At 67.6% G+C, this 24,454-nt stretch carries 24 protein-coding genes; 13 read left to right on the top strand and 11 right to left on the bottom strand.

Annotated features, from left to right (window positions below; genetic code table 11):
* Nucleotides 1-22: 22 nt before the first annotated feature.
* From CGZ91_RS01725 to CGZ91_RS01715, 3 genes are read right to left on the bottom strand one after another with little or no spacing between them, the layout of a single operon-like run.
* Entirely contained in the window at nt 23-886 is an 864-nt protein-coding gene (locus CGZ91_RS01725) for an ABC transporter permease (protein ID WP_094452240.1), read from the bottom strand.
* Nucleotides 883-1,650, bottom strand: coding sequence for an ABC transporter ATP-binding protein (locus CGZ91_RS01720; protein ID WP_094452239.1), 768 nt, complete (start codon nt 1,648-1,650; stop codon nt 883-885). Before CGZ91_RS01720 ends, CGZ91_RS01725 begins: the two co-directional genes overlap by 4 nt.
* Nucleotides 1,647-2,666: an ABC transporter substrate-binding protein gene (locus CGZ91_RS01715; protein ID WP_229116356.1), complete on the bottom strand. Its 1,020-nt coding sequence runs from the start codon at nt 2,664-2,666 to the stop codon at nt 1,647-1,649. Before CGZ91_RS01715 ends, CGZ91_RS01720 begins: the two co-directional genes overlap by 4 nt.
* 148 nt (nt 2,667-2,814) lie before the next feature.
* Between CGZ91_RS01715 and CGZ91_RS01710 the strand changes: the two genes are divergently transcribed.
* The 7 genes from CGZ91_RS01710 (at nt 2,815) to CGZ91_RS01680 (ending at nt 11,187) form a co-directional block, all read left to right on the top strand.
* A complete protein-coding gene (locus CGZ91_RS01710; RefSeq protein ID WP_094452238.1) occupies nt 2,815-3,951 on the top strand; it encodes a class I SAM-dependent methyltransferase in 1,137 nt (378 codons plus the stop codon).
* 268 nt (nt 3,952-4,219) lie between these two features.
* Nucleotides 4,220-4,516: a co-chaperone GroES gene (gene groES, locus CGZ91_RS01705; RefSeq protein ID WP_094452237.1), complete on the top strand. Its 297-nt coding sequence runs from the start codon at nt 4,220-4,222 to the stop codon at nt 4,514-4,516.
* Between the two features lie 14 nt (nt 4,517-4,530).
* The gene (gene groL / locus CGZ91_RS01700) at nt 4,531-6,120 is read left to right on the top strand and encodes a chaperonin GroEL (protein ID WP_094452236.1); all 1,590 of its coding nucleotides are present in this window, start codon (nt 4,531-4,533) and stop codon (nt 6,118-6,120) included.
* 96 nt (nt 6,121-6,216) lie between these two features.
* Nucleotides 6,217-7,863 (top strand): polyprenol phosphomannose-dependent alpha 1,6 mannosyltransferase MptB, encoded by a 1,647-nt coding sequence (gene mptB / locus CGZ91_RS01695; protein WP_267490222.1) that lies wholly within the window; start codon nt 6,217-6,219, stop codon nt 7,861-7,863.
* A gap of 260 nt (nt 7,864-8,123) precedes the next feature.
* Complete coding sequence (gene guaB / locus CGZ91_RS01690) at nt 8,124-9,587, top strand: IMP dehydrogenase (protein ID WP_094452933.1); 1,464 nt, start codon at nt 8,124-8,126, stop codon at nt 9,585-9,587.
* A gap of 114 nt (nt 9,588-9,701) precedes the next feature.
* The gene (locus tag CGZ91_RS01685; RefSeq protein WP_094452234.1) at nt 9,702-10,805 is read left to right on the top strand and encodes a GuaB3 family IMP dehydrogenase-related protein; all 1,104 of its coding nucleotides are present in this window, start codon (nt 9,702-9,704) and stop codon (nt 10,803-10,805) included.
* Between the two features lie 61 nt (nt 10,806-10,866).
* Nucleotides 10,867-11,187 (top strand): chorismate mutase, encoded by a 321-nt coding sequence (locus CGZ91_RS01680; RefSeq protein WP_094452233.1) that lies wholly within the window; start codon nt 10,867-10,869, stop codon nt 11,185-11,187.
* Between the two features lie 176 nt (nt 11,188-11,363).
* On the opposite strand, the gene CGZ91_RS01675 is transcribed toward CGZ91_RS01680, so the two are convergent.
* The 4 genes from CGZ91_RS01675 to cysK all read right to left on the bottom strand — a co-directional run bounded on the left by CGZ91_RS01675 (nt 11,364) and on the right by cysK (nt 16,246).
* Nucleotides 11,364-13,934 carry a PQQ-binding-like beta-propeller repeat protein gene (locus tag CGZ91_RS01675; protein WP_094452232.1) on the bottom strand — a complete coding sequence of 857 codons (2,571 nt, stop codon included), beginning with the start codon at nt 13,932-13,934 and terminating at the stop codon, nt 11,364-11,366.
* A gap of 98 nt (nt 13,935-14,032) precedes the next feature.
* Nucleotides 14,033-14,527 carry a hypothetical protein gene (locus CGZ91_RS01670; RefSeq protein ID WP_094452231.1) on the bottom strand — a complete coding sequence of 165 codons (495 nt, stop codon included), beginning with the start codon at nt 14,525-14,527 and terminating at the stop codon, nt 14,033-14,035.
* Nucleotides 14,528-14,760: 233 nt separating this feature from the next.
* The gene (epsC, locus tag CGZ91_RS01665; RefSeq protein WP_267490221.1) at nt 14,761-15,312 is read right to left on the bottom strand and encodes a serine O-acetyltransferase EpsC; all 552 of its coding nucleotides are present in this window, start codon (nt 15,310-15,312) and stop codon (nt 14,761-14,763) included.
* 4 nt (nt 15,313-15,316) lie between these two features.
* Entirely contained in the window at nt 15,317-16,246 is a 930-nt protein-coding gene (gene cysK, locus CGZ91_RS01660) for a cysteine synthase A (protein ID WP_094452229.1), read from the bottom strand.
* Nucleotides 16,247-16,424: 178 nt separating this feature from the next.
* Between cysK and CGZ91_RS01655 the strand changes: the two genes are divergently transcribed.
* Genes CGZ91_RS01655 through guaA form a run of 4 tightly spaced genes read left to right on the top strand, consistent with a single transcriptional unit; the run spans nt 16,425 to nt 19,919 of the window.
* Nucleotides 16,425-16,850, top strand: a complete 426-nt coding sequence (locus tag CGZ91_RS01655) for a GntR family transcriptional regulator (protein ID WP_094450603.1) — start codon at nt 16,425-16,427, stop codon at nt 16,848-16,850.
* Entirely contained in the window at nt 16,840-17,550 is a 711-nt protein-coding gene (locus tag CGZ91_RS01650) for an ABC transporter ATP-binding protein (protein WP_094452228.1), read from the top strand. The genes CGZ91_RS01655 and CGZ91_RS01650 overlap by 11 nt, the downstream gene beginning before the upstream one ends.
* Nucleotides 17,547-18,338, top strand: a complete 792-nt coding sequence (locus CGZ91_RS01645; RefSeq protein ID WP_094452227.1) for a hypothetical protein — start codon at nt 17,547-17,549, stop codon at nt 18,336-18,338. The genes CGZ91_RS01650 and CGZ91_RS01645 overlap by 4 nt, the downstream gene beginning before the upstream one ends.
* A gap of 30 nt (nt 18,339-18,368) precedes the next feature.
* Entirely contained in the window at nt 18,369-19,919 is a 1,551-nt protein-coding gene (guaA, locus tag CGZ91_RS01640; protein ID WP_094450600.1) for a glutamine-hydrolyzing GMP synthase, read from the top strand.
* A gap of 82 nt (nt 19,920-20,001) precedes the next feature.
* On the opposite strand, the gene CGZ91_RS01635 is transcribed toward guaA, so the two are convergent.
* Nucleotides 20,002-20,196 (bottom strand): PspC domain-containing protein, encoded by a 195-nt coding sequence (locus tag CGZ91_RS01635; protein WP_094450598.1) that lies wholly within the window; start codon nt 20,194-20,196, stop codon nt 20,002-20,004.
* A 26-nt stretch (nt 20,197-20,222) separates the two neighbouring features.
* Complete coding sequence (locus CGZ91_RS01630; protein WP_094452226.1) at nt 20,223-20,588, bottom strand: PspC domain-containing protein; 366 nt, start codon at nt 20,586-20,588, stop codon at nt 20,223-20,225.
* Between the two features lie 136 nt (nt 20,589-20,724).
* Here CGZ91_RS01630 and CGZ91_RS01625 point away from each other — a divergent pair, with 136 nt between their 5' ends.
* Nucleotides 20,725-21,969 (top strand): ATP-binding protein, encoded by a 1,245-nt coding sequence (locus CGZ91_RS01625; protein WP_094452225.1) that lies wholly within the window; start codon nt 20,725-20,727, stop codon nt 21,967-21,969.
* A gap of 10 nt (nt 21,970-21,979) precedes the next feature.
* Nucleotides 21,980-22,639, top strand: coding sequence for a response regulator (locus CGZ91_RS01620; protein WP_407670812.1), 660 nt, complete (start codon nt 21,980-21,982; stop codon nt 22,637-22,639).
* Nucleotides 22,640-22,735: 96 nt separating this feature from the next.
* On the opposite strand, the gene CGZ91_RS01615 is transcribed toward CGZ91_RS01620, so the two are convergent.
* Together CGZ91_RS01615 and CGZ91_RS01610 are read right to left on the bottom strand one after the other, a co-directional pair.
* Nucleotides 22,736-23,002: a GlsB/YeaQ/YmgE family stress response membrane protein gene (locus CGZ91_RS01615; protein ID WP_094452224.1), complete on the bottom strand. Its 267-nt coding sequence runs from the start codon at nt 23,000-23,002 to the stop codon at nt 22,736-22,738.
* A gap of 137 nt (nt 23,003-23,139) precedes the next feature.
* Nucleotides 23,140-24,429 carry a phospholipase D-like domain-containing protein gene (locus tag CGZ91_RS01610; protein WP_094452223.1) on the bottom strand — a complete coding sequence of 430 codons (1,290 nt, stop codon included), beginning with the start codon at nt 24,427-24,429 and terminating at the stop codon, nt 23,140-23,142.
* Between the last annotated feature and the right edge of the window lie 25 nt (nt 24,430-24,454).

Here is a 24,454-nt window from a genome sequence, read left to right as displayed (position 1 = left end):
GATCGTTTCATTGCCGAGACCATCACTGCCGCGACCAGGGGATGAGGCGACGTTCGAGCAGAGTGACCAGGGTGGTGGAGAGATAGCCGAGGGCGGAAATCGTGACGATCCCGACGTACATCTTGGCGACCGCGAATGTGGTCCAGGAACTCCAGATCAGATAGCCCAGGCCGTTGCGGGAACCGACGAACTCGGAAGCGGCGATGATGACGAAGGCGCCACCAACCGCGAGTTTGAGGCCGGTGAAGATGCTCGGGAGGGCGGAGGGGAGCGCCACGGTGGACCATCGCTGCAGTCGATTGGCGCCGTTGGCGGTCGCCACATCGAAATGGATCTGCGGGGTTTGCAGCACCCCGCCCATCGCGTTGTAGAAGATGTAGAAGAACACGCCGATCCCGACGATCACGTACTTGCTCATCTCGCCGAGGCCGAAGACCAGCAGCAGCAGCGGAAAGATCGCGACCTTCGGCACCGGAAGCAGGCTGGCGAAGATCGGACCGAGCAGGGTACGCAGCCAGGTCACCGAGCCGAGCGCGATGCCGAGAACGAGTCCGGGGATGCCGCCCATGAGGAAACCGATCGCGATCCGCGACAGCGTGACGGCGGCATGTTCCACCAAGTCACCGGTGCTGAGCATGGTCCAGAAGGTCTCTGCGATCGCCGAGGGCGGCGGGAAGAACCGGGCATCCAGCACACCTACCCGGCTGGCCACCTCCCACAGCACGAGGATCAGCAGCGGAGTGAACGGCCCGATGATGCGGACCAGCCGGCCTCGCGAGCGGCGCAGGTCCACCCGTACCTCGACGGCCTCGGCTTCGTTGGAGCCAGCCCGTCGGCCAGATCCGGAGGGGGCGGTACGGGATGGCGTGCTCACCTTGGTGCTCATGCGCTCTCCTCCATGGGGTCGGATTCCGAATCGCGCAGGAGGCGCCACAGTTCATAGGTGATCTCACCGTGGCGAGGGTCCCGACGGAGTTCCAGAATGTCGCGGGGCCGGTCGAAGGGGATCGTCACGTCCGCCACGATCCGGCCGGGGCGTGCCGACATCACCAGTACGCGGTCGGCCAGGACCAGGGCCTCGTCGACGCTGTGGGTGATGAACAGGACTGACTTGGATGTCTCGGCCCAGATCTTCAACAGCTCCTGCTGCAGGACGACCCGGGTCTGCTCGTCCAGAGCACCGAAGGGCTCATCCATCAGCAGGGTCTCCCCGTCATCGGCCAACGCCCTGGCCACAGAGGTCCGCTGCCTCATGCCACCGGAGAGCTGATGCGGGTAGTAGCTGCGGAAGTCAGCCAGACCGACTAGCTCCAGTAGCGGCTCGATCCGAGCGCGGCGCTCGGAGCGCCGCATACCGCGCAGGCGCAACGGATAGGCGACGTTCTCCTCGACGGTCAGCCAAGGCAGCACGCCATGATCCTGGAAGACCACCGATGAGCGTTGGCTGGTTTCGGCGATCCCTCGGTCGGCATGTTCGAGCCCGGCCAGGATCCGCAGCAGGGTGCTCTTGCCGCAGCCGGACGGACCGAGGACGCAGACGAACTCGTGCTCCTCGATTTGCAACGAGACGTCCTCGAGGGCAATCAGAACGTCATCGCGACGTTGGTCGTAGAAGCCTTTCCACAGTCCGTCGACGACGACCGCGCTCATGCTCCCAGCTCCGCCGAGCGCTGCCGGGCCTGCTCGAGCAGGTCGGAGCGGAATGCGTTCTCGATGTCGCTCTGGCCCTCGAACTCCAGGGTGCCGCGCTCCCGGAAGAAGGTCTCCTGTAGGTGGACGTCGTCCCAATCGATGGTGCCGGTGGGGTCCTGTTCGGTGAGCGCCAGCGAGGTCAAGGTCTCCACCGGGAGCTCGGTGTAAGTGGCGATGATCTGCTGGTTGTCGGGGTCATCCCAGCCCCCGGCCTTCAGCTCCGCGGCCGCCGCGAGGTAGGCGGCGGTGAAGTTCACCACGGCCTCGGGGTTCTCATCGACGAAGTCACTGCTGAAGACCAAGGCTCCGAGCTCAGTGCCGGCGTGATAGTCGATCGGCAGGAGCTCCTCGGCGATTCCTTGGCTGGTCAGGGCGGTCGAGATCGGTTCGATCGACCATGCGGCATCGATGGATCCACCGGACAGGGCCGGTCCGGTCTCGGGCGGACCGACATTGACCAGTTCGACGTCGGCCAGGGTCAGGCCGCCGGACTCCAGGGCCTTGGCGATCGAGTAGATGCCGAAACCGCCATCGCCCGGGGTTCCTACCCGGCGGCCGGCCAGGTCGGCGACGCTGGTGATGCCAGAACTGGTGGAGACCAGGAAGGGTGCGGGATTGGGGCCCGACAGCGGAATCCGGGAGACGCTGGCGATCACACTGAGGGAGGCGCCGGCCGCATTCGCGTTGAACAGTCCCGCACCCCAGGTGGCTCCGCCGGAGGTGACGTTGTTGGTGCTGACCAGTTGGTAGGTCTCTCCGGAGGTGCCGCCCTTGGCCAGCAACTCCACCTCGACTTCAGCCTGGCTGAAGTAGCCCTTGTCCTGCGCCAGGAAGAAGGGGGCGTAGTCGGCGTAGGGGGAGTAGAGGAAGGAAATCTTGGGCGAGCCAGACGAGTCAGCGGCAGAGCAACCGACGGCGGCCATGGTGGCGGCGGCAAGCGAAGCGCCCAGGAGCGTGCGTCGCGGAAAGGCCATCGGATCCTCCAATGAAAGACAACTGATGCGATAGATGTGGGTCACTGATGTTTCAGTGACGGCGACTAGTAGATCAGATGCTGCTTATGGTGCGATTCGAGTCTCGAATGTTGACATCCACCACTGGCTGCTGCGTCATGATGAGGCGGTGGAGTGGATCACCGGGCCGGAGGCGGCCGAGCTGTTGGCCGAGGTCGAGGCTCGGGACCCCGACGCGCTCTCGACGGCGACCTGGCTCCGCGAGCGCGTCGATCCCGAACGCGCCGCCCAGGTCGCTGCCCAGGTGGGGCTTCGGCGCCGGGCTCGCGGCAGGTTCGGGGGCCTGGCCGACACTCTCTTCTGGACCCGCGACGGCCTCGAACAGGCCACCCGCCCCAGCGTCGCAACCTGGCGCGCCCAACAACTGCTGGACCAAGGAGTACGCCGGATCGTCGACCTGGGCTGCGGCTTGGCGCTGGACGCCCGGGCGATGGCGCAGGTTGGCATCGAGGTGGTGGCAGTGGAGGCGGACGAGACCACCGCGGCGTACGCGCGCGCCAACCTCGCCGGGTTGCCCGCCGAGGTCATCGTCGGGGACGCCGTCGCACTCGCCCCACAGCTGCTGACCGGCGGCACGGCCGTCTTTGCCGACCCGGCCCGCCGCACCGCCCGCGGTCGCAGCTGGCGGATCGAGGACCTGAGCCCACCCTGGCCGGTGGTACGGGACTGGCTCGCTGACCGGCCCGGCTGCGTGAAGCTCGGGCCCGGGATGGCGTACGAACATCTCCCAGCCCAGCACAGTGTCCGCTGGGTCAGCGATGCCGGCGACCTGGTCGAGTGCAGCGTCTGGCATGAAACCCACACCGAGCCAGTCCGCGAAGGCGTACGCCTGCCCGGCTCGCTGACCCTCCCCGCCACGGGTGAGGACCTGCCGGCCGGTCCGATCGGCAGCCACCTCTACGAACCCGATCCGGCCGCCTCGCGGGCCAAAGCACTGGGCAGCTTCGCCGCGCAGGGCCTGCATCGGGTTGCGCCCGGCATCGCTTATCTCACCGGGGACGCGGCGATCGATTCGCCCTGGCTGACCAGGTTCCGGGTGATCGAGCGGCTGGACCATCGCCCCAAGGCGCTGCGGTCCTGGCTGCGGGCCAACCAGATCGGCACCGTGGAGATCAAGGTCCGCGGCCTCGACATCGACCCGGCCCAGCTGCGCCGGGAACTGAAACCCAAGGGGCCCGGCAGCGCCACGATCGTCCTCACGCCCACGTCCGAGGGCACCACCGCGTTGCACGTCGAACGCGTCTGACCCCGGCCCTGGCCCGTGGCGTGCATCAGGTCACACTCGATCCGCCAAACCGGGCCTGGAGACCGGGTTTTGTGCATCGAGTGTGGCTCCATGCACGCGCGCCGAACTCAACGCGACATCTTTGGCACTCCGCTTGACCGAGTGCCAAAGCGGGCATAGATTCGGGGTTAGCACTCTCCGTGTGAGGGTGCCAACGGTTCGGGACGGCACCGCGACGACGCCCCGGGCATCGCACTGACAACGATTCGATTTGTGAAAGGGGTTTGACGTGGCAAGCACGATCAAGCCGCTCGAGGACCGCGTCCTCGTTCAGCCGCTCGAGGCCGAGCAGACCACCGCTTCCGGCCTGGTGATTCCCGACACCGCTCAGGAGAAGCCGCAGGAAGGCGAGGTCATCGCGATCGGACCGGGTCGCGTTGACGATTCCGGCAACCGGATCCCGATGGATGTCGCCGAGGGCGATGTCGTGATCTTCTCGAAGTACGGCGGCACCGAGGTCAAGTACGACGGCAAGGAGCTGCTGCTCCTCAACGCTCGTGACATCCTCGCCGTCGTCAACAAGTGAGCAGGCGATAACGCATGGCGAAGATTCTGAAGTTTGACGAGGAGGCGCGTCGCTCGCTCGAGCGTGGCGTCGACATCCTCGCCAACACCGTGAAGGTGACCCTCGGCCCCAAGGGCCGTTACGTGGTCCTCGACAAGCAGTGGGGCGCACCCACCATCACCAACGACGGCGTGACCGTCGCCCGTGAGGTGGAGCTGTCCGACCCCTACGAGAACCTCGGCGCGCAGCTCGCCAAGGAAGTTGCCACCAAGACCAACGACGTTGCCGGTGACGGCACCACGACCGCGACCGTGCTCGCCCAGGCTCTCGTCCACGAGGGTCTGCGCGCGGTGGCATCTGGTGCCAACCCGATTGCCCTCAAGCGGGGCATCGACAAGGCCGTCAAGGCCGTCGAGGAGGCGCTGCGCGAGCAGGCCCGTGAGGTCGAGACCACCGAGGACATGGCGCACGTCGCCAACATCTCGGCGCGCGACGAGCAGATCGGCAAGCTCATCGCCGAGGCCTTCGACAAGGTCGGCAAGGACGGTGTCATCACCGTTGACGAGTCGCAGACCTTCGGCACCGAGCTCGAGTTCACCGAGGGCATGCAGTTCGACAAGGGCTACCTGTCCCCGTACATGGTGACCGACACCGACCGCATGGAAGCCGTGCTCGAGGATCCCTACATCCTCGTGTATCAGGGCAAGATCTCCTCGATGAGCGACCTGCTGCCGCTGCTGGAGAAGGTCATCGGCGCCTCGGGTCAGCTCATGATCATCTCCGAGGACACCGAGGGTGAGGCGCTGTCGACCCTGGTCGTCAACAAGATCCGCGGCACCTTCACCTCCGTGGCCGTCAAGGCCCCGGCCTTCGGTGACCGCCGCAAGGCGATCATGGAGGACATCGCGATCCTCACCGGCGGCCAGGTTGTCGCCGCCGAGGTTGGCCTCAAGCTCGACCAGGTGGGTCTGGAGGTGCTCGGTCGCGCCAAGCGCGTCCTGGTCACCAAGGACAACACCACCATCGTCGACGGCGCCGGCGAGGCTGGCGACGTCGAGGCTCGCGTGGCCCAGCTGCGCGCGCAGATCGAGCGTACGGACTCCGACTGGGACCGCGAGAAGCTGCAGGAGCGGGTTGCCAAGCTCGCCGGTGGCGTCTGCGTGATCCGCGTCGGTGCCGCCACCGAGGTGGAGCTCAAGGAGAAGAAGCACCGCATCGAGGACGCCGTCTCGGCCACTCGTGCGGCCATCGAGGAGGGCATCGTCGCCGGTGGCGGCGCCGCTCTCATCCAGGCCTCCAAGGTGCTGTCCGACGGTCTCGACCTCGAGGGCGATGAGCGTACCGGCGCCCTGCTGGTCGCCAAGGCCGTCGTCGAGCCGCTGCGCTGGATCGCCGAGAACGGCGGCAAGCAGGGCTACGTCGTCACGACCCGGGTTGCCGAGATGGAGCCCGGTCACGGCTACAACGCCAAGACCGACGAGTACGGCGACCTGATCGCCCAGGGTGTCATCGACCCGGTCAAGGTGACGCGTTCCGCGCTCACCAACGCCGCGTCGATCGCCTCCCTGCTGCTCACCACCGAGACCTTGGTGGTCGAGAAGCCCGAGGACGAGGACGAAGACTGATCCTCTGATCGCGTGAAGGCGGGGCCCGATCCGGGCCCCGCCTTTTGCGTTTTGCGAGCGTGAACGCGCCGCCCCAGCGGCGGTAGGTGTCATTATTTGCGACCTACCGCCGCTGGGGCGCGGTTTTCGTACGTATCGCGCCGTCGCGGCGACGACAACCGGCGTACGCCGGGTCGTTCGGCTACTCTTTCTGCGACCCATCGCCGCTTGAGGAGGACCGTGTCTGTCACGACCGCCGATGCGGCGACCCAACATCCGACCGGCGCTCGCGCGCAATGGGCCGGGGGACTGGTCCGCACCCTCAAGGCGACCCTGCAGGTACGCGCGGTCGTCATCGGGCTGATCGGCTCCACCCTGCTCGCCGCCGCCACCTTCGCGCTGGCCTGGGTGCCGCCCCGGATCGTGCAGGAAGTCTGGCTGCTCCACGTCGCCCGCACCCGCACCGGCCGCGAACTGTCCGAGGCCATGGCGATCTTCGGGGTCATGGCGATGGCGTACGCCTGGCTGCGGATCCGACCCCAGGTGGAACCTCACATCCGCCACCACGTCGTCGCAATCCTGTGGTCGCTGCCGATGCTGGCGGTGCCGCCGATGCTGAGCCGTGACGCGTACGCCTACACCGACCAGGGCTGGATCCTGCATCTGGGCTTCAACCCGTACGTCACCCCGATGGGCACCCTGCCAGGCCCGTACTGGCAGTTGGTGGACGGCATCTGGGCCGGCACCACCACCGTCTATCCGCCGCTCGCGTTGGCGCTGCAGGCGCTGGTCATCACCATCACCGGATTCGTCCCGATGCTGGGCGTCTACGGGATGCGGCTGCCGACCATCGGGGCCGTGATCCTGATGGCGGTCTTCCTTCCCAAGCTCGCACGCAAGGTCGGCGTCAGCCCCCAGATCGCCCTGTGGGCCGCGGTCGTCAACCCGCTCACGCTGATCCACTTCATCGGCGGCGCCCACAACGACGCCGGCATGGTCGGCGTGATGGTGCTGGCGCTGTGGGCCGCGACCAAGCGGTGGGGTCTGGTGACCGGCGCGATCCTGATCGGCTGCGCAGTCGCCATCAAGCAGCCCGCCGCTCTGGCCGGCGTCGGCGTCGTGATGCTCGTGCTGCCCAAGGACATCAAGACCTGGACCGCGGCCAAGCGGTGGGGTCGAATCGTGTGGACCAGCCTCGCTGGCGGCGCGATCGCGTTGGGCACCTTCCTGCTCATCACCGTGGCGACCGGCCTGGATCTGGGCTGGTTGTTCGGCTCGGGTGCGCCCAGCGCGGTCGACACCATGGCGCCGCTGAACATGGCGGCCGTGACCTTGGAGAAGGCTGCCGGGGTGGCCAATCTCGGCGACTATGACTTCCGGCCCATCTTCGAATTCATCGGCACCGCCGCGATGGTGGTGCTGATCGGCTACTGGTTCGTCAAGTACAGCTGGAAGAAGCCGCTCCACTTCGTCTGTTACAGCCTGCTTGCGGTCGCCCTGCTCGGACCCAGCCTGCAGGCCTGGTACGTGCTGTGGGGGCTGCCGCTGCTGACGCTGACCAAACCGAGCCGGCTGCTGACCCGGCTGTCGATGTCGCTGGTGCTCTACCTGCTGCTGGTCAGCGTGCTGAACGAATACCTCAAGTACACCGTGATCAGCTCCTCGGTCATCTCACTGGTGCCCGCCGTACTGCTCTACTTCTGGTCCGACCGCCTCACCAAGTCCCGCGTCGAGCACCACACCTCGACGCTCGACAACATCTGAGCCCTCCTCAGCCGGAGCAGGTACGCCGGAGGCCAGCCCACGTACGCCGGAGGCGAACCATGTACGCCGGAGGCGAACGTCACCCGTTCGGACCCCCGGTTTTGGGGCGCTAGAGTGGGCGCACGGCACACCCGGGGATGCTAGGCCGTCGGTGCTGGCCGGCGGGTGTCTCCTCCGTGCGTACGACGTGACACAGGTCAGGAGAGGGAAACGTGAGCAGCGATCTGAGCCCCCAGGGGGTGCCGGCCCCGTTCGCGGAGATGGGCCTGACTTTCGATGACGTCCTGCTGCAGCCGCAGCAGTCCGATGTGATCCCCTCCGAGGTCGACACCACCTCGCAGCTCTCGCGCCGCATCTCGCTCCGGCTGCCGCTGCTGTCCTCGGCGATGGACACCGTCACCGAGACCCGGATGGCCGTCGCGATGGCCCGCGAGGGCGGCATCGGCATCCTGCACCGCAACCTCTCCATCGAAGCCCAGGCCCACATGGTCGATCAGGTCAAGCGGTCCGAGGCCGGCATGATCGAGGAGCCGATCACCATCTCGCCCGAGGCCACCATCCTCGAGGTCGACGAACTGTGCGGCCAGTACCGCATCTCCGGCGTCCCGGTGGTCGACGAAAACATGATGCTGCTCGGCATTGTCACCAACCGCGACATGCGCTTCGAGACCGACCCGACCCGCAAGGTCGCCGACGTGATGACCAAGATGCCGCTCATCACCGGCAAGGTCGGCATCAGCAACGACGACGCGATGCGGCTGCTGGCCACCCACAAGATCGAGAAACTGCCGCTGGTCGATGACGCCGGCAAGCTGCGCGGCCTCATCACGCTGAAGGACTTCGTGAAGTCCGACCAGTACCCCCACGCATCGAAGGACGACCAGGGCCGGCTCCGGGTCGGTGCCGCGATCGGCTTCTTCGGCGACTCCTGGGAACGCGGCATGGCGTTGGTCGAGGAGGGCGTCGACGTTTTGGTGGTCGACACCGCTCACGGCCACTCCAACGGCGTGCTCGACATGATTGCCCGACTCAAGAAGGAGAAGGCGGCAGCCAAGGTCGACATCATCGGCGGCAACGTCGCCACCTACGAGGCCGCCAAGGCCCTGGTCGACGCCGGTGTGGACGGCATCAAGGTCGGCGTCGGCCCCGGTTCGATCTGCACCACCCGGGTGGTCGCCGGTGTCGGGGTACCCCAGGTCACCGCGATCCACCACGCTGCCCGCGCGGCCCGCCCCGCAGGCGTCCCGGTGATCGGCGATGGCGGCCTGCAATATTCCGGTGACATCGCCAAGGCCCTGGTGGCCGGCGCCAGCACCGTGATGCTCGGCTCGCTGCTGGCCGGTTGTGAGGAGTCGCCCGGCGAGCTGGTCTTCATCAACGGCAAGCAGTACAAGTCCTACCGAGGCATGGGCTCGCTGGGCGCGATGGCGCAGCGCGGCCGCAAGGCCTCCTACTCCAAGGACCGCTATTTCCAGGGCGACGTCACCAGCGACGACAAGCTGATCCCCGAGGGCATCGAGGGTCAGGTCGCCTACCGCGGCCCGCTCGCGGCGGTCGCGTACCAGCTGGTCGGCGGCCTTCGGCAGTCAATGTTCTACTCCGGCGCCCGCACCATCCCCGAGCTGCAGGAACGCGGCCGCTTCGTCCGGATCACCTCCGCGGGGCTGCGCGAATCGCACCCGCACGACATCCAGATGACCGTCGAGGCTCCCAACTACTCCTGAGTCACGGCGGGGCGCTCGGACTGAACTGGGCCGGCCCCGGCCGCGACGATAAGCTGTACGCCGCAGGCGGCTGGCCGTTCGTGGCTGGCGCAGGATGCGGTGGACAGGAGTCCCATGGAAGACATCGGTCGGAGCAAGCGGGCGAGCCGGGCGTACGGCCTCGATCACATCGCCATCGTGCCCTCGCGGCGTACGCGTGGCACCGAAGAGGTCAACCTCAGCTGGAAGATCGATGCCATCGAGTTTGACTTCCCGCTGATGGCCGCGCCGATGGACTCGGTGATGTCGCCCGAAACCGCCATCGCCATGGGGCGCCTGGGTGGACTGGGTGTCCTCAACCTCGAGGGGCTGTGGACCCGGTACGACGACCCCACCAGCAAGCTCGCCGAACTCGCCGCGATCGACGACCCGACCCGCTCCACCCGCAAGCTGCAGGAGCTGTACGCCGCCCCGATCCAGCCTGAACTCATCGAGCAGCGCCTCGGTGAACTGCGCGATGCCGACGTGCCCGTGGCGGGCTCGCTGTCGCCGCAGCGCACCCAGGAGTTCGCGGGTGTGGTGGAGAAGGCAGGCGTGGACTTCTTCGTGATCCGCGGCACCACCGTCAGCGCCCAGCACGTGTCCCAGGCGCAGGAGCCGCTGGACCTCAAGCAGTTCATCTATGACGTCGAGATCCCCGTCATCGTCGGCGGCTGCGCGACCTACCAGGGCGCGTTGCACCTGATGCGGACCGGCGCGGCCGGTGTCCTGGTCGGTTTCGGCGGCGGCACCACCTACACCACCAGCCAGGTGCTCGGCATCGCGGTGCCGATGGCGACCGCGCTGAGTGACGTGGCCGAGGCCCGCCGTGACTACCTGGATGAGTCCGGCGGTCGTTACGTCCACATCATCGCCGACGGTTCGGTCGGTTCGTCCGGTGACCTGGCCAAGGCGATCGCCTGCGGCGCGGATGCCGTGATGGTCGGCGCGCCGCTGGCCCGTGCGGTGGAGGCTCCCGGCGGTGGCTACCACTGGGGCCCGGAGGCCTGGCATGCTGACCTGCCCCGCGGCGAACGCACCAACCTCGGTCAGGTCGGCACCCTGGAGGAGATCCTGCTGGGTCCCTCGCACGAACCGAATGGGTCGATGAACCTGGTCGGCGCGCTGCGGCGGGCGATGGCGACCACCGGCTACACCGAGATCAAGGAGTTCCAGCGCTGCGAGGTCGTGCTGGTCTGAGGCGGTCCTGCTGGCCGAGAAATCTCGGCCCGCATGGGCGTACGCCGGTATCGTCTGGGCCATGGCCGAGCCGAACAGCCCCGAGGACGAGGTGTACGCCGAGCTGATGCGGCTGCGCGCCAGCATCGACAACATGGATGCCGCGCTGGTGCACTTGCTGGCCGAACGATTCCGGATTACCCAGCGGGTGGGGGTCCTGAAAGCCCGGCACGGATTGCCGCCGGCCGATCCGCAACGCGAGGCCCAACAGATCGCCCGGCTGCGTCATCTGGCCGAGGACTCCCACCTCGACCCGGAGTTTGCCGAGAAGTTCCTCAACTTCATCGTCTCCGAGGTGGTCCGGCACCACGAGGCCATCGCCCGCGGCGAAGAACCCGCCTGAATCGACAGAGTTGCGCGCAAGACGTGCAGTCGATTCGTCGCGACCCCCGTATTCGGGACCTGTGCAGAATCGACTGCACGTAGTGCGCGCACACGACGCCCCGGACCCGCCGCAGCGGGCCCGGGGCGTCCCGGTCCAGCGGGGGATGAGGCCGGGTCAGGGCCTCATCGGCCTGGTCAGAGCCCGGCGCACTGCCCGGAGGCCGGACCCCGGACCGTGTTGGCCGCATCCTCGTTCACCGGAGCGTTCGCGTTTCCGGAGCAGGCGAGCGGACCGGTGATCTGGTTGCCGGCGATCACCGGGGTGACTCCCTCGCCGGTGCCGGTGACCCGGACCGGGCCGGCAATCGTGCTGGACCGGATCTCGACCGAGGCGGTGGTGCCGGTGATGGTCACCGGACCCCGGATGTCGCTGTCGAGGATGGTGACCTCGGCGGCACCGCTGGCCGTGATCGGGCCGCGGATCTCCGCGTTGACCAGGCGAAGTCCGGCGCCGTCGGTGACCTGGATCGGGCCGCGTACGCTCGCGCCCTCGATGCAGGTGATGCGCTCGGTGATGGTCAGCGGACCGGTGTGGTCCTCGGTGATGGTCGTGTCGCACTGCGCCACCGCCGGCTCCACGTTGTAGCGGAAGAGGTGCGCGCCGGTGGCCAGATAGACGTCGCCGTCCTCGTCGACGTTGGACCAGCTCAGCCCGTTCGCGATCCGGGTGGTCTGCCCGGTGGCCGGGTCGTACATGCTGAAGCGCGAGCCCGCGGTGACGTAGATCCTGCCGTCCTTGGGGGACTGGTTGACGTTGCCGTACGCCCACTGGGTCCCGGAGCCGTAACGGCCGCCGACGGTGCCGACCACGGTCGATTCGCCGGTCGTGGGGTCGTAGACGAACAGGGCCTCCTCGGCGACGCCGTACACGCGGCCGTCATCGGCGACCATGACACCGGTGACGCCCTCGCGCTCCTCACCGGCCGGATCCAGCGTCTTCACGACGGTGCGGGTCTCCGGGTCCAGGACGATCAGCTTGCCGGCGGTGTTGCCGCTGGGCGCAGACCCCAGCCCACCGTCGACGGTGGTGCCGATGTAGACCATGCCGTCGGTGGGGTTGTAGGCGACGCCGACGACGTTCTCGCCTGCGCCGATCTCCTCGGTCAACCAGACGTGCTCGCCGGTGGCGCCGTCCCAGATCGCCAAGCCGCCCTGGGTCTGGCCATAGATCGCGACCGAGCCCATGTAGATTTCGTCGCGATCGGGGTTGTACGCCATCCCGAAGGGCCGGTCCTGGCCCTGGTCGGCGCTCTCGAAGAGCCGGGGCACGGTGTTCGGGTCGTTCGGGTCGAAGGTCTCCGGGTCGAGCTCCTCAAACTTCGAGTGCCCGTACGCCCCCAGATACATCTTGCCGTCGCGCACCGTCGAGGATTCGTACTGGCCGCGCTGCATCGTGGTGCCGTGCTCGGCTCCGGTCTTGTCGACCTGCGCCAGACCAACCATGTAGCCGGAGGCGAAGATCGTGTTGTCCGGGCCCTTCAGCACTTTCTGGATCAGCGTCGGGACGGCGAAGCTGATCGGATTGTCCGACAGCACCGTTTCGGTGGTGAGGTCCGCGACGACGACGCCGAGCGAGGAGGTCGCGTAGAGCAGCGGCGTACCGCTGGAATCGTCGACGACACCGTTGGACATGTAGCCGCGCAGGTTGATGTCGGTCTCGCGGAAGGTGTTGGCGGCGATGTCGTACTCGACCAGGTTCCAGCCCTCGGTGGAGAAGAGCACGGTGCCCGGCTCGGCTCCCTCGATGGCGTGGTGGCCGAAGAAGTAGCGGGTCTGGCTGGCGTCCCAGTGGACGACGTTGCCGTCGAGGTCGAGGATCAGCATCCGCAACCCGACCTGGGCAAAGAGCCGGTCGCCGACCAGGTCCATGCGGCCGACGGTCGTCGCGCCGCCGTCGCCGAGTCCGGGTGCGTTGGACTCGTCGGCGATCAGGGTCTGCTCCCCGCGGCCGCCCTCGGTGATGGCCCAAATCTGGGGCCGTACGCCGCCGGAGCCGACGTAGACGGTGTCGCTCGCGGGGTCGTAGGCCATGCCGTGGATGTAGTCGGCGCCCGGGTCGACCTCGCGCAGCAGCTCGATCTCGTCGGTCTCGGGGTCGACCAGATAGAGGCGGCTGTCGGGGTAGACGCCGAGGAACATGGAGCCGTCGGGGCCGGGGGCGACGCCGAAGGCGTGGTCGGCGACGTCACCGTCGGAGATCGCCCCGAGGTCCTCACAGGCCTGGCTGGCGGGGTCGTAGCGCCACAGCTTCGAGTCGTAGTAGGTGCCCCAGTAGACCCGGCCGTCGGTGGCGACGTCAAGGTTGCGGACGTGCTCGGCGCCGGTCACCGGGCAGGTGAAGAGTTGGTCGCCGGTCTCGATGTCGGTGACGGCGAAGGTGGCGGGATAGTCGGTGTCGGGTCGGCCCTTGAAGACCTGGTAGGACACGTGGCGCCCGTCTTCGGTGCCCTGGGCAGCCTGGCTGGGGATCTGGGTGGTGACCGGCGTACCGAGATAGTCCAGGTTGTCGTCCTGGGCCAGGACCTCCTGGACGCGGGGGTCGTCGCTGGGAATGCCGCCGGCGACGTCCTGCGCGCTTGCCGGGGTGAACGGCGCGAGCGCCATCGCACCCGCGACGGTGATGGTGGCCAGCAGCCGACCGAGGCGACGTACGCCGTCGGCCGCCGTCCGATTCCCAGGCGCCGTGCCGGGTGAGTGGTGAACCATGAGCCCTCCGTTGGGTTCGCAGGCGTCGCGAGTCGACGCCGAGCACCACGGTAAGCCCGCAGAAAACGTTGCGCAAGGGTTGCCGCGGGGTTGCCGGGTCAGTCACCCAGCACGGTGAGGTACTCCCACCACGTCATCTCGTAGCTCATCTCTCCCGAGTCGAGATAGAGCTCGCAACGGATGTCCCCGGTCCACGTCCAGGACATGATGGCGGACTGGTCCCAGCTCTCCGGCACCTGTACGTCGCTGGCGTAGGGGAGTTGTCGGCCGGCGTCGTAACAACCGCCCCGGTGGAGCGTCGTGAGCACCAGGCCGAAGATCGCTGCGGCGATGAGCGTGGTGAGGGCGATCCCTGTCAGTCGGGCGATCCGCGTGGGGCCGAGCCTGGTGGCGGCCATGGCCAGCACCATCAGCACGATGGCCTGAAGCGCGTACGGGGGAAGCCAGTACAGCGGCGGCAGGCCCAAGATGCTGATCAGCACCTGGAGCAGGAAGAGGCTGAAGCCGATGCCGGCCAGCGTCAGGCCGTGCCGTTCGATGAACCCCGCAGCGCGGTGGCGGGCCGACGCGGCCGTGGCTGGTGGACTCGACATGCGCCGAGATTACATCATGCGGGATGCCCCGTACGGGCGTACGCCGGGGGTGGCCCAGATGGCCTGCGCAACTACAGCATCCTGTAGTTGCGCACCCGGTTTGGGCCGGACGGCCTGCACAACTACAGCATCCGGTAGTTGCGCGCCTGGATTGGGCCGGTGGGCTGCACAACTACAGCTTCGCGTAGTCGTACGGCTGGGTTGGGCCAGCGGGCCACCAGCGGCGTACGCCCTCAGGCGATGACGTCGCCCGAGGGCTCGTTGATGTGACCCGGTACGCCGGTGACCACCGATCCTGGGGCGACGTCCTTGACGACCAGCGCGTTGGCGCCGACCTTGGTGCCGTCGCCGATGGTGACCGGGCCGATGATCTTGGCGCCGGCCCCGAGCAGGACGTTGTTGCCGACGGTGGGGTGGCGCTTGAAGCGGCCCCGCGAGCGCCCGCCGAGGGTGACCTGGTGATAGATCAGCACGTCGTCGCCGACCTCGGCGGTCTCACCGATGACCACGCCCATGCCGTGGTCGATGAAGACCCGGCGGCCGATCACCGCGCCCGGGTGGATCTCGATGCCGGTCAGTGCCCGTGCCAGCTGGGAAATCCCGCGGGCCAGCGGACGCAACGCCGGTTGGGTGGTCCAGATGTGGTGGCAGACCCGGTGTGCCCACACGGCGTGGACGCCCGGATACATCAGGGCCACCTCGACCCGGGAACGGGCCGCGGGATCCTCACGCATGGCAGCGTCGAGATCCTCGCGGATCCGTCCCCAGAAGCTCAGCTCGGTCACCCGGTCAGTCAACCAGACCCTCGAAGAGCAGGGTGGACAGGTAACGCTCACCGAAATCGGGAAGCACGACGACGATGGTCTTGTCGGCGTACTCCTCGCGGCCGGCCAGCTCATTGGCGGCCGCCAGTGCGGCGCCGGAGCTGAGGCCCACCAGCAGGCCCTCAGTGGTGGCGATCTTGCGGGCCCACTCGACCGAGGAGGTGATGTTCTGCGGCAGCACCTCGTCGATGACGGAGCGGTCCAGGATCTCGGGGATGAAGTTGGCGCCGATGCCCTGGATCTTGTGCGGTCCGGGCTGGTTGCCCGACAGGATTGCTGATTCCTCGGGCTCGACGGCGATGATCTTCACCTCGGGCTTGCGTTCCTTGAGCACCTGGCCGACGCCGGAGATGGTGCCGCCGGTGCCGATGCCGGCCACGAAAGCGTCAATGTTGCCTTCGGTGTCGGTCCAGATCTCCTCGGCGGTGGTGTCGCGGTGGATCTGCAGGTTGGCCTGGTTGGCGAACTGGCGCACCAGCACGCCCTCCCCGTTGGCGGCGAGCTCCTCGGCCTTGTTGACCGCACCCTTCATGCCCTCGGGGCCGGGGGTCAGCACCAGCTCGGCGCCGAAGGCGCGCAGCAGTGCGCGGCGTTCCTTGGACATGGTCTCGGGCATGGCGAGCTTGACGGTGTACCCACGCGAGGCGCCGACCCAGGCCAGCGCGATGCCGGTGTTGCCCGAGGTCGCCTCGATGATGGTGCCGCCAGGCTTGAGCTCGCCGGAGCGCTCAGCAGCGTCGATCATCGCGACTCCGATGCGGTCCTTGACGGAGTTGGCGGGGTTGTAGAACTCCAGCTTCGCAACGACATTGGCGGGGCTGTCGGCGAAGAGCTTTCCGAGGCGGACGAGCGGCGTACGTCCGACCAGAGCGGTGGCATCATCAAAAATCGTCATAGGCATATAAACGCACATTCCTTCCAGATATTCCAGCCGGGTCCAGATCTCGGATGGGGCCGGGGTGGCGGCGGGGGTGTACGCCTCATCCTCACTTGCAGTGGACCTGGAGCCATGCGCGTGTTATTGTATTAAGCACCTAGTACAGCAATACAGGTCCTAAACCCCAGGAGGTGACGTGAAACCCGACTTCGACCCGACTCAGCCGATCTGGCTGCAGCTCGTGGCTGAGTTCTCCCGGCGCATCGTCACGGGAGTCTGGACCCCGGGGGAGCGGATTGGTGGCGTACGCGAGTTGGCCCTGGAAGTGGGCGTCAATCCGAACACCGTCCAGCGCGCCCTGGCCGAGCTCGAACGCCAAGGCCTGTGTCGTGCTCACCGCACCACCGGCCGCTTCGTCACCGACGACGCCGACCGGATCCGGGCGCTGCGACGGGACCTTGCCGCCACCGCCACCGACGACTTCATCCGCGGCCTGCGTGGCCACGGCTTCACCCGGGACGAGGCAACCGCCTTGCTCCACGACAGATGGGATCAGCATGACCACCCCGCATCCGACTCTCAGCCCGGCGATGCGACCGGAGGAAACAGCCATGGCCATTGACAACAGCCCGGCCATTGAAATTCAGAGCCTGACCAAGACCTACGGTGCCAATCGTGCCGTCGACAACCTCGACCTCAGCCTGTCCGGCAACCAGATCGTGGGCCTGCTCGGTCAGAACGGCTGCGGCAAGACCACTCTGCTCAAGGTGCTCGCGGGCGTCCTGGCCGACTACAGCGGCGACGTCCGCATCGCCGGCCACGAGCCGGGGCCGCAGTCCAAGGCCAAGGTCGCCTTCCTGCCCGACGCCAGCCTGCTGTCCGACGGCGCCACGCCTCGCTTCTGCATCGGGATGTACGCCGACTTCTTCGCCGACTTCAACCGAACCAAGGCTGCCGAACTGTTGGACTTCTTCGGGCTGGATCTGGACATGCGGCTCAAGCAAATGAGCAAGGGCATGCGGGAGAAGGTGCAGATCGCGCTGGTGATGGCTCGTCGGGCCGAGGTGTATCTGCTCGACGAGCCGATCTCCGGCGTTGACCCCGCCGCTCGTCAGGTCATCCTCGACGGGATCATCTCCAGCGCGGCAGACGAAGCCCTGGTGGTGGTCTCCACCCACCTCATCCACGACCTCGAACCGGTCCTCGACGCAGCCGTCATCATGCGCGCCGGGACCGTGGTGCTCACCGGCGCAGTCGACGACCTGCGCGTCGAACACCAAATGTCCCTCGATGCCCTCTTCCGGAAGGTCCACGCAGCATGATCACCCTGCTCAAGCATGAATTCCTTCGCACCCGCAGCCTGCTCGGTCTGCTCTTCGGCGCCGCACTGGCGGTGGTCGCGGTGGCGGTCGTCTTCGTCGTGACCGACCTGCCGCTGTTCTCATCGCTCGGCGCTCAGCTGATCCTGATCGCCCCGACCGTCCTGGTGGGCGCCCTTCCGTTGGTGCTCGGCATCGACTACTGGCGCTCCAGCCACGGGCGCACCGGCTATTTCACCCAGACCCTGCCCATCCCCGGGCCGCGCATCTTTCCCGCCAAGCTGGTCTGGTCCTTCACGGTGATCCTGGCCGCACTGGTGTGGGCACTGGCTCTGGTCCTGGTCGGCTCAGCCCTGACGGTGCCCAACTTCGGCGCGACGCTGCAGGAGCTGTGGACCTCGACGACCGCCCTGCTGCCGCTCCCGATCCTGGTTGTCGGGCTGCTGGTGATGGTCTGGATGCTGGTGTCGGCGCCGGTGCAGTACTTCTTCGCCGCCTCCGTCGGCAGCGAGGCCCGCTTCGGTCGACTCGGCGCGGCCGCCGGCCCGATCATCGTCTTCACGGTCCTCTACTTCGTCTATCAGGTCCTGGTGCTGGCAGCGATGTTCCTGCTGCCGTTGGCGATCGGTCCCAGCGGCGGCGGGATCGGCCTGATCAGCATCACCCTGACCGAGCTGGCAAGCAGCAATGACATCGTGCCGTTGGGATTCGTGCCGGTCATGGTGCTGGTGCCGGTCGTGCTGATCTGGCGTACTGCGGTCTCCTGGAAGTCCAAGATCTCGCTGGCGTGAGCTGTCGGCTGACACCGATAGGATCGCGCCATGGATTCACACGAGCTCGTGCTGGTCGTCGACTTCGGTGCCCAGTACGCCCAGCTGATCGCGCGTCGGGTGCGGGAGGCGAATGTCTATTCCGAAGTCGTGCCCCACACGATGTCGGTGGCCGACATGCTGGCCCGTGACCCCAAGGCGATCATCCTGTCGGGCGGCCCGCAGTCGGTGTACGCCGAGGGCGCCCCGCAGATCGATCCGGCGCTGTTCGAGGCCGGCGTGCCGGTCTTCGGGATCTGCTACGGCTTCCAGGCCATGGCCGCCGCCCTGGGTGGCGCTGTCGAGCAGACCGGTCAGCGCGAGTACGGGCGTACCGGCGCGGTGATCGGCGATGCCGGGGCGCTGTTGGCGGGCGTGGCCGACCAGCCTCGGGTGTGGATGAGCCACGGCGACTCGGTGCAGAAGGCGCCCGCGGGGTTCGCGGAGCTTGCCCGTACGCCCGGTGCCCCCGTCGCCGCATTCGAGAACCTCCCCAAGCGGCTCGCGGGCGTGCAGTGGCACCCCGAGGTGGGTCACTCCGAGCAGGGCCAACAGGTCATCGAGAACTTCCTGCGGGACGTCGCTGGCTGCCGCGGCGACTGGGTTGCCTCCTCGATCGTTGCTCAGCAGGTCGAAGCGATCCGCGCCGAGGTCGGCGACCGGCGAGTGCTGTGCGCGCTGTCCGGTGGCGTCGACTCCGCCGTCGCGGCGGCGCTGGTGCAGCGCGCGATCGGCGACCAGCTGACCTGTGTCTTCGTGGACCACGGCCTGCTGCGCGCCGGCGAGGCCGAACAGGTCGAGACCGACTTCGTCGCTGCGACCGGCGCCAAGCTGGTGGTCCGCGACGAGAAGGAACGCTTCCTCGGCGCCCTCGACGGGGTCAGCGACCCCGAGCAGAAGCGCAAGATCATCGGCCGCGAGTTCATCCGGGTCTTCGAGGACGCCGCCCGCGCCATCGCCGACGAGGAAGGCATTGACTACCTCGTCCAGGGCACCCTTTATCCCGACGTGGTCGAGTCCGGTGGCGGCGAGGGTGCGGCCAACATCAAGTCCCACCACAACGTCGGCGGACTGCCCGAGGATCTGCAGTTCACCTTGATCGAGCCGCTGCGGCTGCTCTTCAAGGACGAGGTCCGCGCCGTCGGGGCCGAGCTCGGCCTGCCCGAGGCGATGGTGTGGCGGCAGCCCTTTCCCGGGCCGGGGTTGGCGATCCGGATCGTCGGTGCCGTCAACGCCGAACGCCTCGAGACGCTGCGCCGCGCGGATGCCATCGCGCGTGAGGAGCTGACCAAGGCGGGCCTGGATCGTGACATCTGGCAGTTCCCGGTGGTGCTGCTGGCCGACGTACGCTCGGTCGGCGTCCAGGGAGATGGGCGTACCTATGGCCACCCGATCGTGCTGCGGCCGGTGACCAGTGAGGACGCCATGACCGCCGACTGGGGTCGACTCCCGTATGACCTGCTGGAGGCCATGTCAACCCGCATAACCAACGAGGTGCCCGAGGTCAACCGAGTCGTCCTCGACGTGACCAGCAAGCCGCCGGGCACGATTGAATGGGAGTGACGCGCGAGTGGGAGTGACGCGCGAACGGCGCCGCGGAGGTCCGCGGCGCCGTTCGGGTCTGGCTGGTTCAGGAGATGGTGGCTCAGTAGGTGGTGTCGGCCGGCATGACCAGCCAGGCGATCAGGTAGGCGAGGATGCCGACGCCAGCAAACAGCACCAGAGCGACGAGGATGAGGCGCACCAGCGTGGCGTCCCAGCCGAAGTAGCGGGCGATGCCGGCGCACACACCGCCGATCATCTTGTTGCTGGTGCTGCGACGAAGCTGTCCGGAAGCCATGGTGAATGTCCTTTCGTTGGCGGCGATCAGAGGCCGCTGGGACGGTTCGGGTCGGTGTAGTTCGTGTCGCTGTGGTTCGTGTCGTGCTGCAGGTAGGGATCCGCGTCGCCCTGGGCGTACGGATCGCTCTTGCTCTGCTGGTGCTCCTGCCAGCGCTGGCTGGCGGTCTCGATGAGGCGCTCGGCCTCGGAGTCCGTCGCGCCCTCCTGCGGGATCACCAACCAGCAGACGACATAGGCGAGGACGCCGGTGAAGGCGAGCAGTGACAGCACCGCCACCCCGACGCGGACGATGGTCACATCGACGCCGAGATACTTGGCGAGCCCGCTGCAGACACCTCCCAGCATCTTGTCGCTGGTGCTGCGCCTCAGTTGCTTGCCGGTCGTGGACATCGTGCGGCTCCTCTCGTGGATGGTTCCATCATCTCGTGTCGACGCCTCATGGTCGTCAGGGGATCCCCTGAAAGGTCCCGGGGAAGGCGCCGGAACGCTGGTGCGGGGGCCCGGCGCGTGTGAGTCTTGACCCATCATGACCGACCTTGCTCGTACGCCGGCCGCCCTGCCGCAGCGCCCCGAACGCCCGCCGATCCGCCCCTGGGTCGCCGGTGTCAACGCTGCGCTGAGTCGGCGTACCGGCATCCCGGTCGGGATCCTGCGGGCCTTCTTCGTCTTCATCACCATGCTCAACGGCGTCGGCTCGTTGGTCTATGTCGGCCTGTGGATCTGGCTGCCCGCCGACGAACGCCGGCCCAGCCGCCACGGCCGATCCCGCGGCAAGCGCGCCAAGCACGGCACCTGGCGCTGGATCGCGCTCGCGATCCTGGCCGCGATGTCGTTGGGGATCATCCTCGATGGCGTCACCGGCAGCCTGCCGTGGCTGGCCGCACTGCTCGGCGGTGCCGGCATCCTGCTGGTCTGGATCCAGTCCCGGCCCGACTCGGACCAGGCAGACCGGCCGGCCTGGCTGGCGCCGCTGCTGAGCCGGTCCCGGGAGTGGGTGATCGTTCGCACGGTCGTTGGCCTGGGCCTGATCCTGTGGGCCATCGGCATCGTGTTTGCCGAGGAGGCTGCATTTGTCCCGCAGGCGATCGCCATGGGCACCATGCTCTTTGGCGGCCTCGGTCTGGTGCTGGCGCCGTGGCTCTACCGGGCCCGGCAAGCGGTCACGACCTCCCGGGAGGAAGAGGTCCGGGCCAAGGCGCACGCCGAGATGGCCGCCCACCTGCATGACTCGGTGCTGCAGACCCTGGCACTGATCCAGAAGCGCAGCGACGACCCCGCAGCGGTGCAGACCCTGGCGCGGCGACAGGAACGTGAACTGCGCGCCTGGCTCTATCCGCGGGGTGACAGCGCCGACGGGGGAGCGGGCATCGCGCTGCGGACCGGGCTCACCGAGGCCTGCGCACGGGTGGAGGACAAGTACGACATTCCCGTCGAACTCGTCGTGGTCGGCGATGCGGAGCTGGAGAGTTCGGCGATCATCGACGCGGCCGCCGAGGCCGCCACCAACGCCGCCAAGCACTCCGGCGCCACCAAGATCGATGTCTACGCCGAGGTCGCCGACCAGATCGAGGTCTTCGTACGCGATCGCGGCGCCGGTTTCGACCCCGACCAGGTGCCCGAGGACCGGCACGGGATCCGTGACAGCGTGGTCGGCCGGATGGAGCGGCACGGCGGCAGCGTACGGATCCGCACCGCGCCGGGGCAGGGCACCGAGGTGCAACTGCAGATGCCGCTGCCCAGCGCCGAGGGGACCGAGGGCGTACGCCGCTAGACTGCGGCCCGTGAGCCACAGCAAGCATGACGGTCGTCGCCGAGTCGTCCTCGTGGACGACCACGAGATGTTCCGCGCCGGCGTGCGGCACGAGATCGGCACCCGGGTCCAGGTGGTCGGCGAGGCCGGCGACGTGGACGAGGCGCTGAGCGTCATCAAGCAGCAGCAGCCCGACGTGGTGCTGCTGGACGTGCACCTGCCCGGCGGCGGTGGCCAGGAGGTGCTGCGGCAGCTGGGCACCGACGCCCCCGACATCAAGTGTTTGGCGCTGTCGGTTTCCGATGCCGCCGAGGACGTCATCGGCTGCATCCGAGCCGGCGCCCGCGGCTACGTCACCAAGACGATCAGCGGTGACGAGTTGGTGGAGGCCATCGGACGAGTGGCCGAAGGGGACGCGGTCTTCTCGCCGCGGCTGGCAGGTTTCGTGCTGGATGCCTTCGCCGGCAACATCGATGTCGCCCAGGTCGACGAGGATCTCGACCGGCTCTCGCAGCGAGAACGCGAGGTGATGCGGTTGATCGCCCGCGGCTACACCTACAAGGAGGTCGCCGCCGAGCTGTTCATCTCGATCAAGACCGTCGAGACCCACGTCAGCTCGGTGCTGCGCAAACTGCAGCTCAGCAATCGGCACCAGTTGGCTCGCTGGGCCTCGGACCGGCGCCTGATCTGAGGCGTCTGGCGCGTCACCTGATCGGTCACGGGAAAGCGGAAGGCCCGCTGCGATCTGAAGCGGGCCTTCGGCGTACCTGGAACCGATCGGCGGTTGTCAGGCCTTCTTGTTCTTGGTGATGAAACCGTAGATGACGAGCAGCACGATGGCGCCGATGATCGACGTGATCAGGCCCTGGAAGCTGAAGACGTCGTTGTAGTTGACGTTGAAGAGGAGGCCGCCCAGGAAGCCGCCGATGAGGGCGCCGGCGATGCCGAGCAGGATGGTGGCGATCCAGCCGCCGCCCTGCCTGCCGGGCAGGATGGCCTTGGCGATTGCTCCGCCGAGGAGCCCGATGACGATGTACGCAATGATAGTTCCCATAGGGTTCAGGCTACCCCCTCGGTAATGGCGCTGACAGCGGGGGCTGTCCCCTGAGCACCACAACTTCCGCTGAATTGTCGCTGAGCAAACGTGTGCTTTTGTCGACAAACGGCTGCAAGGCGCCCGCTGGGCGGGGATCAGAGCAGCGGTCGCAGCGGGGCGAGAATCGCCTCGGTGGCGCGTTTCCAGACCCGACGGCGGCGCCATCGGGCCAAGTCGACCTCCACGCACCGCTCCAGGTCCGCCTCGAAGACCTCCTCCATCCGCTGCGCCAGCGCGGGGTCGATCACCTCGATGTTGACCTCGTAGTTGCCCATCAGGCTCAGTCGGTCCAGGTTGGCGGTGCCGATGGTGGACCACTGCCCGTCGATGGTGGCGGTCTTCGCGTGCACCATGGCGTTCTGATAGAGGAAGAGTCGCACGCCGCCGGCCAGCAGCCGGTCGTAGTAGCCGCGGCTCAACCAGTCCGCCACCACGTGATTGGAATCAGCCGGCACGATGATGCGGACATCGACGCCACGCTGCACCGCCTTGAGCAGGACATGCATCAGGTCATCGTCAGGGATCAGGTACGCGTGGGTGAGCCAGACCCGCTCGGAAGCCCGGTCGATGGCCTCCAGATACATGTAGCGAATCGGGAACACCCACCGCGGCGGCACATTGCGCTGTACCCGCAGGCTCGGCAACCAGCCCCGGTCCGAGGAGTCGGGCAGCGGAGACTTGCGACCGGCCTTGGTGGCGTTCCAGTAGTCCTCGAATGCGTTGGCCAGTTCGGCCACCGAGGGGCCGACGATCCGGGCGTGGGTGTCACGCCAGTCGGTGGCGTACAGGCTGCCCAGGTTGTAACCGCCGGTGAAGGCGGTGTGCTCGTCGACCACCAGAAGTTTGCGGTGGTTGCGCCCCCAGTGCTGGGGCAGGAAGAAGCCGGGGCCACCGGAGACCAACGGGTGCGGTTGGACGTGCAGCTTGGGGTGTTGGGGAAACCGGAAGAAGCGCGGGTCGACCACCAGATTGGCGAACCGGTCCCACACCAAGCGTACCTCCACGCCCCGCTGGGCCGCCCGGATCAGCGCCTCCTTGAACTGCTGTCCGGTCTCGTCGCCCTTCCAGATGAAGGACTCCAAGGCGATGCTGAACTGCGCGCCCTCGATGGCCTCCAGCATCGCGTCGTAGGCGTCCTGGCCATAGGTGTAGACGGTGATTCGATCACCGTCACCGGTGGTGACCTCCCGCAGGTCACCGGGCGCCAGGTCGGGTGCCGGGCGGCCCCGCTTGCGGTGCCGATCAGTCAGTGTCAGAGCCGTTGCGGCGGTCACCTGCAGGGCGGCGATGCCGAGCAGGCCGCGATTGACGATCGTGCGCCACGGCCATCGGTGGACCCGAGCGACAGCGGTGCGGACGCGGGGACGGTGACGCGGGGCGGGCATGGCCGCCATCCTAGGTGCTCCCTCG

Source organism: Parenemella sanctibonifatiensis (assembly GCF_002250565.1).
Taxonomy (GTDB): domain Bacteria; phylum Actinomycetota; class Actinomycetes; order Propionibacteriales; family Propionibacteriaceae; genus Parenemella; species Parenemella sanctibonifatiensis.
Note: the sequence above shows the minus strand (reverse complement) of the source record. Positions and strands in the feature narration are given on the sequence as shown.

Bases quoted from the DNA above. Each gene is read 5' to 3' on its own strand.
- CGZ91_RS01725 (WP_094452240.1), bottom strand. From the start codon at position 886: ATGAGCACCAAGGTGAGCACGCCATCCCGTACCGCCCCCTCCGGATCT.
- CGZ91_RS01720 (WP_094452239.1), bottom strand. From the start codon at position 1,650: ATGAGCGCGGTCGTCGTCGACGGACTGTGGAAAGGCTTCTACGACCAA.
- CGZ91_RS01715 (WP_229116356.1), bottom strand. From the start codon at position 2,666: ATGGCCTTTCCGCGACGCACGCTCCTGGGCGCTTCGCTTGCCGCCGCC.
- groL (WP_094452236.1), top strand. From the start codon at position 4,531: ATGGCGAAGATTCTGAAGTTTGACGAGGAGGCGCGTCGCTCGCTCGAG.
- guaB (WP_094452933.1), top strand. From the start codon at position 8,124: ATGGGCCTGACTTTCGATGACGTCCTGCTGCAGCCGCAGCAGTCCGAT.
- CGZ91_RS01685 (WP_094452234.1), top strand. From the start codon at position 9,702: ATGGAAGACATCGGTCGGAGCAAGCGGGCGAGCCGGGCGTACGGCCTC.
- CGZ91_RS01680 (WP_094452233.1), top strand. From the start codon at position 10,867: ATGGCCGAGCCGAACAGCCCCGAGGACGAGGTGTACGCCGAGCTGATG.
- CGZ91_RS01675 (WP_094452232.1), bottom strand. From the start codon at position 13,934: ATGGTTCACCACTCACCCGGCACGGCGCCTGGGAATCGGACGGCGGCC.
- CGZ91_RS01670 (WP_094452231.1), bottom strand. From the start codon at position 14,527: ATGTCGAGTCCACCAGCCACGGCCGCGTCGGCCCGCCACCGCGCTGCG.
- cysK (WP_094452229.1), bottom strand. From the start codon at position 16,246: ATGACGATTTTTGATGATGCCACCGCTCTGGTCGGACGTACGCCGCTC.
- CGZ91_RS01650 (WP_094452228.1), top strand. From the start codon at position 16,840: ATGGCCATTGACAACAGCCCGGCCATTGAAATTCAGAGCCTGACCAAG.
- CGZ91_RS01645 (WP_094452227.1), top strand. From the start codon at position 17,547: ATGATCACCCTGCTCAAGCATGAATTCCTTCGCACCCGCAGCCTGCTC.
- guaA (WP_094450600.1), top strand. From the start codon at position 18,369: ATGGATTCACACGAGCTCGTGCTGGTCGTCGACTTCGGTGCCCAGTAC.
- CGZ91_RS01635 (WP_094450598.1), bottom strand. From the start codon at position 20,196: ATGGCTTCCGGACAGCTTCGTCGCAGCACCAGCAACAAGATGATCGGC.
- CGZ91_RS01630 (WP_094452226.1), bottom strand. From the start codon at position 20,588: ATGTCCACGACCGGCAAGCAACTGAGGCGCAGCACCAGCGACAAGATG.
- CGZ91_RS01625 (WP_094452225.1), top strand. From the start codon at position 20,725: ATGACCGACCTTGCTCGTACGCCGGCCGCCCTGCCGCAGCGCCCCGAA.
- CGZ91_RS01615 (WP_094452224.1), bottom strand. From the start codon at position 23,002: ATGGGAACTATCATTGCGTACATCGTCATCGGGCTCCTCGGCGGAGCA.
- CGZ91_RS01610 (WP_094452223.1), bottom strand. From the start codon at position 24,429: ATGCCCGCCCCGCGTCACCGTCCCCGCGTCCGCACCGCTGTCGCTCGG.